We start from the raw sequence: 5,519 nt of genomic DNA, 5'->3' as shown, positions 1-5,519 counted from the left end.
ACGTCGAGCACCGGAGCCAGGACGTCGACCACGGCCTGGAATTTTTTCCGGTAATGCTCCCGGTTTTCACGCACGTGATCCTCGTCGCGCCAGGCGGCGATGCTCGCGGTCTGCACCGGTAGCGACATGGAGCAGCCGTGATAGGTGCGGTAATGCAGGAACCTGCCCAGCACCTCGGCGTCGCCGGCCACGAATCCCGAACGCAGGCCCGGTGCATTGGAGCGCTTGGACAGGCTGTGGAACGCGACGCATCGGCGGTATTCGGTATTGCCCATGCGGGCCGCCGCGCCGAGCAGGCCCGGCGGGGGCTGATCCTCGATCGGATAGATCTCGCTGTAACACTCGTCCGAGGCGATGACGAAGTCATGCCGCTCGGCCAGCTCGATCAGGGTCTGCAACTGATCCTCGGGCATCACCGCGCCGGTCGGGTTGCCGGGCGAGCAGAGGTACAGCAGCTGGCAGCGGTCCCAGACGGCATCGTCCACGGCGTCAAGGTCGGGCAGAAAATCGTTGTCGGCCGTGCAGGACAGGTACACCGGTTCCGCGCCCGCCAGCAGGGCAGCCCCTTCGTAGATCTGGTAGAACGGGTTGGGCATCAGCACTAGCGGGTTGCGGCTGCGGTCGATCACGGCTTGGGCGAAACTGAACAGCGCCTCGCGGGTGCCGTTGACCGGCAGGACGTGGCGCGCGCCGGTCAGGGAGCCCGCCGGCAGATCGAAACGCCCGGACGCCCAATGGGCGATGGTTTCGCGCAGTTCTTCGCCTCCACTGGTGGTGGGGTAATTGGCCAGCCCGTGCAGATGGCTTAACAGGGCGTCGCTGATCAGATGCGGTGTGGGATGCTGCGGCTCACCGATCGAGAGTGCGATATGCTCCTGTTCCCCGGGCGGGGTCACATCCCCCTTGAGCGCCTGGAGTTTTTGAAACGGGTAGGGCTGGAGTCTGGCGAGATCCGGGTTCATGAGACGGCGGCTGTGGAAAAAGGCGCTAAGTATACAAGTTCCGCGAAGTTGAGTGAGAAGATGAGCGATAAACCGAACTTTCTGAGCCTGCTGCACGGCAGCGTGCTGGTCTCAGACACGGAGAAGGCCCTGGATTTCTACTGCGGCGTGCTGGGAATGGCGCTCGACACCTCACGACCGGACCTGTCATTCCCCGGGGCCTGGCTGCGGATCGGCGATCAGCAGATCCACCTGCTGGAGCTGCCGAACCCCGATCCGGTTGGCGGCCGCCCCGACCACGCGGGGCGGGACAGGCACCTGGCGCTGGCGGTCAGGGACCTGGCTGCGTTGCGTGCGGCGCTGGATGCCGCCGGCATTCCTTATACCGCCAGCCGCTCCGGGCGGGCGGCCCTGTTCTGCCGTGACCCGGACGGCAACGGGCTGGAGTTCGTTCAGGCCTGAGCCAAAGCCGAAAATCGCCCATTTTGAGCGTTCGAATTGGCCCGAGAGGCTTTCAGTGCGTTTCTGAGCGGATTTTGGATTTAGGACGAGGTCGTCCTATGTGGTAAAATCGGCAGCTTATCTCGCCATTCAGTGTCGTGTCGATGACAGAGTTTGCCAAGGAAGTCTTAACGGTCAATCTAGAAGACGAAATGCGTCAGTCCTATCTGGACTACGCGATGAGCGTCATCATCGGGCGAGCCCTGCCGGACGTCCGCGATGGCCTCAAGCCGGTTCACCGCCGCGTGCTCTATGCGATGAGCGAACTCGGCAACGATTGGAACAAACCCTACAAGAAGTCCGCCCGCGTCGTCGGTGACGTCATCGGTAAGTATCACCCCCACGGTGACACCGCCGTCTACGACACCATCGTGCGCATGGCCCAGCCGTTTTCCATGCGCTACATGCTGGTGGACGGGCAGGGCAACTTCGGTTCGGTCGACGGCGACGCCCCCGCCGCCATGCGTTACACAGAAGTGCGCATGGCCAGGATCGCCCATGAGCTCCTCGCCGACATCGACAAGGAAACCGTCGACTTCATCCCCAACTACGACGGTTCCGAACACGAACCGTCGGTGCTGCCGACCCGGCTGCCTAACCTGCTGATCAACGGTTCGGCGGGTATCGCGGTCGGTATGGCCACCAACATCCCGCCGCACAACCTGACCGAGACCGTCAATGCCTGCATTGCGCTGATCGACCAGCCCGAGATCGACATCAACGGCCTGATGCAGCATCTGCCCGGGCCGGATTTCCCCACCGCCGGCATTATCAACGGCGCGCGCGGCATCGTGGAGGCCTACAAGACCGGCCGCGGGCGCATCTACGTGCGGGCCCGTACCCACGTGGAGGAGGACCGGCACAGCGGCCGCGACGCCATCATCGTCACCGAGCTGCCCTATCAGGTGAACAAGGCGCGGCTGATGGAAAAGATCGCCGAACTGGTCAAGGACAAGAAGCTCGAGGGCATTGCCGAGCTACGCGACGAGTCCGACAAGGACGGCATGCGCATGGTCATCGAGATCAAGCGCGGCGAAAACGCCGACGTGATCCTGAACAACCTGTATCAGCACACCCAGATGCAGAGCGTGTTCGGCATCAACATGGTGGCGCTGATCGACGGGCAGCCGAGACTGCTGGACCTAAAGCAGGTGCTGGAAGCCTTCCTGCGCCACCGGCGCGAGGTGGTCACCCGCCGCACCCAGTACGAACTGCGCAAGGCGCGCGAGCGCGCCCACGTATTGGAAGGCCTGGCCATCGCCCTGGCCAACATCGACGAGGTCATCGCCCTCATCAAGGCCTCCAGCAATCCGGCCGAAGCCAAGCAGGGGCTGATGGCGCGCGGCTGGACGCCGGGCGTGGTCACCGAGATGCTGTCCCGCACCGGTGCAGAGGCATCCCGTCCCGAGGGCCTGGAGGCCGAGTTCGGCCTGCGCGACGATGCTTATTACCTCTCCGAGGCACAGGCCCAGGCGATCCTGGACCTGCGCCTGCATCGCCTGACCGGTCTGGAGCAGGACAAGATCGTTGGTGAGTACCGCGACCTGCTGGACAAGATCGACGACCTGCTCGACATCCTGTCCAACCCCGACCGGCTGATGCGCGTCATCCGCGACGAGCTGATCGAGATGCGCGATCAGTACGGCGACGCGCGCCGCACCGAGATCCTGACCAGCCACGAAGACCTGACCATCGAGGATCTCATCTCCGAGGAGGACGTCGTGGTCACGTTCTCGCACGCGGGCTACGCCAAGGCCCAGCCGCTGTCCGAATACCGCAGCCAGCGGCGCGGCGGGCGCGGCAAGGCGGCGACCACGGTCAAGGAAGAGGACTTCATCGACAAGCTCTTCATCGCCAACACGCATGACACGCTGCTGTGTTTCTCCAGCCACGGCAAGGTGTACTGGATCAAGGTTTACCAGCTGCCGCAGGCGGGGCGTTCCGCACGCGGCAAACCGATGGTGAACCTGCTGCCGCTGGTGGAAGGCGAGCGCATTCACGCCGTGCTGCCGATCCGCGAATTCGACACCGACGATTTCGTGTTGATGGCCACCTCCAGCGGTACGGTCAAGAAGACACCGTTGCGCGATTTCTCGCGCCCGCGTTCCAGCGGCATCATCGCCGTCGAACTGCGCGAGAAGGACCATCTCATCGGTGTCGATCTGACCAACGGCGAGTGCGACGTGCTGTTGTTCAGCGATGCCGGCAAGGCGGTGCGTTTCAATGAAGCCGAGGTTCGTCCCATGGGCCGCACTGCCTGCGGCGTGCGCGGCATCCGTCTCGCCGAGGACCAGGCGGCGATTTCGCTGATCGTGGACCGCGGCGGCGATATCCTGGTCGCCAGCGAGAACGGCTACGGCAAGCGCACCCCGGTGGACGATTTCCCCTGCCAGAAACGTGGCGGGCAGGGCGTGATCGCGATCCAGACCGGCGGCCGTAACGGCGCGCTGGTCGGTGCCATCCAGGTGGTGGAGGACGACGAGGCCATGCTGATCACGACCCATGGCACCCTGGTGCGTACGCCGGTGGAAGGCGTTTCGCGTATGGGGCGCAATACCCAGGGCGTGCGCCTGATCCGTCTGGATGAAAACGAAGCGCTGGTCGAGGTCGCGCGTATCGAATCCATCGCAGCCGATAACGAAGACACCGAAACGGAAGAAGATACAGAATGAACAGGGTCTACAATTTCAGCGCCGGCCCGGCCATGTTGCCCCAGGCCGTGCTCGAACAGGCGCAATCCGAAATGCTCGACTGGAACGGCAGCGGCATGTCGGTGATGGAGATGAGCCATCGCGGCAAGGAGTTCATGTCGATCGCCGAGGAGGCCGAGACTACGCTGCGCGAGGTACTGGCTATTCCCGCCAACTACAAGGTGCTGTTTCTGCAGGGCGGGGCCAGCGCGCAGTTTTCCATGGTGCCGCTCAATCTGCTGCGCGGCAAAACCAAGGCCGATTACGTCAACACCGGTTCTTGGTCCAAGAAGGCGATCGGCGAGGCGAAGCGCTATTGCGAGGTGAACGTCGCCGCCAGTTCCGAAGACGCGAACTTCACCATGGTGCCGGCCTTCGATACCTGGGCGCTGCAGGACGATGCCGCCTACGTACATTACACGCCCAACGAAACCATCGGCGGAGTCGAGTTCCACTGGGTGCCCGACACCGGCGCGGTGCCGCTGGTCGCCGACATGTCGTCCACCATTCTTTCGCGCCCCATCGACGTCAGTCGGTTCGGCGTGATTTATGCGGGTGCGCAGAAGAACATCGGTCCGGCGGGGCTGACGCTGGTGATCGTGCGCGAGGACCTGATCGGCGAAACGCTGCCGAACACCCCGACCATGTTCGATTACAGGATTCACGCCGACAACGATTCCATGTACAACACCCCGCCGACCTATGCCTGGTATCTGGCGGGGCTGGTATTCAAGTGGATCAAGGCGCAGGGCGGCCTGCCGGCCATGGCGGAGATCAACCAGCGCAAGGCGACCAAACTGTACGCGGCGATCGACGGTTCGGACTTTTACAGCAGCCCTGTCGACACCGCCTCCCGGTCGTGGATGAACGTGCCGTTCACTCTCGCCAACCCCGAGTTGGATGGGGAGTTCCTCGCCCAGGCGAAGGCCGCGGGCCTGGTCACCCTCAAGGGGCATCGCTCGGTCGGCGGCATGCGCGCCAGCATCTACAACGCCATGCCGGAAGCAGGCGTCGATGCACTGATCGCGTTCATGGACGATTTCGAAAAACGCCAGGGTTGAACGAGGTTCGAGGTTCGAACCCGGATTATTCGGCGATTGGGGCAAGACATGTTCAAGATACTTACCCTGAACAATATTTCGGTTAAGGGGCTGGAGCGTCTGCCGCGTGAAGAATACGAGGTGGCCTCAGAAATTTCGCACCCCGACGCCATCCTGCTGCGTTCCTACAACATGCATGAGATGGCGCTGCCCGATTCGCTCAAGGCGGTCGCCCGCGCCGGGGCCGGGGTCAACAACATTCCCGTCCAGCGTCTCAGCGATCTCGGCCTGCCGGTGTTCAACGCCCCCGGCGCCAATGCCAATGCGGTGAAGGAACTGGTCATCGC

At 63.4% G+C, this 5,519-nt stretch carries 5 protein-coding genes; 4 read left to right on the top strand and 1 reads right to left on the bottom strand.

What is annotated here, in order from left to right:
• Window positions 1-962 (bottom strand): succinyldiaminopimelate transaminase (dapC, locus tag P8Y64_13330; protein MEJ2061446.1); only part of this gene is annotated, 962 nt, incomplete at its 3' end.
• A gap of 60 nt (window positions 963-1,022) precedes the next feature.
• Between dapC and P8Y64_13325 the strand changes: the two genes are divergently transcribed.
• The 4 genes from P8Y64_13325 to P8Y64_13310 form a co-directional block, all read left to right on the top strand.
• The gene (locus P8Y64_13325) at window positions 1,023-1,403 is read left to right on the top strand and encodes a VOC family protein (GenBank protein MEJ2061445.1); all 381 of its coding nucleotides are present in this window, start codon (window positions 1,023-1,025) and stop codon (window positions 1,401-1,403) included.
• Between the two features lie 143 nt (window positions 1,404-1,546).
• The gene (gene gyrA, locus P8Y64_13320; protein ID MEJ2061444.1) at window positions 1,547-4,114 is read left to right on the top strand and encodes a DNA gyrase subunit A; all 2,568 of its coding nucleotides are present in this window, start codon (window positions 1,547-1,549) and stop codon (window positions 4,112-4,114) included.
• Entirely contained in the window at window positions 4,111-5,193 is a 1,083-nt protein-coding gene (gene serC, locus P8Y64_13315; GenBank protein ID MEJ2061443.1) for a 3-phosphoserine/phosphohydroxythreonine transaminase, read from the top strand. The genes gyrA and serC overlap by 4 nt, the downstream gene beginning before the upstream one ends.
• 48 nt (window positions 5,194-5,241) lie before the next feature.
• Window positions 5,242-5,519: 3-phosphoglycerate dehydrogenase (locus tag P8Y64_13310; GenBank protein ID MEJ2061442.1), on the top strand; the 278-nt coding region annotated here is incomplete at its 3' end.

The sequence above is a fragment of the Gammaproteobacteria bacterium genome, from assembly GCA_037388465.1.
In the GTDB taxonomy this organism is placed as follows: Bacteria; Pseudomonadota; Gammaproteobacteria; order SpSt-1174; family SpSt-1174; genus JARRKE01.
The sequence above is the reverse complement of the archived record's forward strand: the minus strand, read 5'-3'. Positions and strand labels throughout refer to the sequence as shown.